Origin of the sequence: Odoribacter sp. Z80, assembly GCF_009935865.1 — a bacterium.
Classification (GTDB): Bacteria; Bacteroidota; Bacteroidia; order Bacteroidales; family Marinifilaceae; genus Odoribacter.
The window spans coordinates 1-874 of the sequence record NZ_QWEL01000038.1; the positions used below are offsets into that span (position 1 = coordinate 1).

Annotated in this window: 1 protein-coding gene; it reads left to right on the forward strand. The window is 33.0% G+C overall.

Annotation, left to right across the window (positions count from 1 at the left end; all coding sequences use genetic code 11):
• Positions 1–155 precede the first annotated feature (155 nt).
• Positions 156–608 (forward strand): hypothetical protein, encoded by a 453-nt coding sequence (locus tag D1136_RS10785; protein WP_161877622.1) that lies wholly within the window; start codon positions 156–158, stop codon positions 606–608.
• Positions 609–874 lie beyond the last annotated feature (266 nt).

Sequence of the window (874 nt, forward strand, 5' to 3'; positions counted from 1 at the left end):
AGGGAGCAAGTATATACTGCTTATTTTCTGCTTGCCTTGTCGTTACTTCTTCCCTCCTGAAAAATAATCATTCTATTATTCCTTTTTTGTGTGGGAATAAGTAAAAGCATAAGTATTTTGAATATTTTTGTTTTTCAAGTATAAACGATAATAGCATGAAAAAAACAGTATTATTTTTGACAGTTGTTGTAATTTGTTTGGTGTCGTGTACAGCAAGTAGGTCTGTTGTTTCTAATTCTGCGAATCTTGAAAAGTACAAATATGCTTCTCTCGTTGATGTTATGAATTATAGCGGTTCTGCTGCATTGATGGATATTGAGGTAAAAGTTTATGACGCGTTGGAATCAACAAGATTAGAAGTGATTGGTGATAAACGAATTAATGAATTATCTTTTGAGCAAAAAAAACAATTACTACTTGTTCGATTCTCTGCATCACAAAATGATGAAGAATCTGTTGTAAGTGTAAATTTCGTAGATTATATGACAGGTAAGCCTGTTGCATCTTGTAGAGGTGCTTGGGGTTTGGGATGGGATAAAAATGGAGATATGAAAGGAGCAATCAATAGAGTTGTAGAACAAATAAAAAAATTATTTCCAGCTAACTAATTTTTATATAGTTCATTCCTATACTCTTAAACCTTGGTCTGGTGGTAAATTTTGAAAAAGGTATATAAGACAGGAATCACAGATATTTCCCACCACCAGACCTTTTACAAGTTAAGGCTGTTTTCTGGTCATTATTTTCCTGTTCTGCTAAGGATGCCAATAAAAAGTGAAGTGTAATTTTGAGTTGGCAATCCTGTTTCAACTGTGTGCTATGTTCTTTAGTTTGTGGGGTTTGCCTTTAGTATCTTTGCATCATAATTATACAA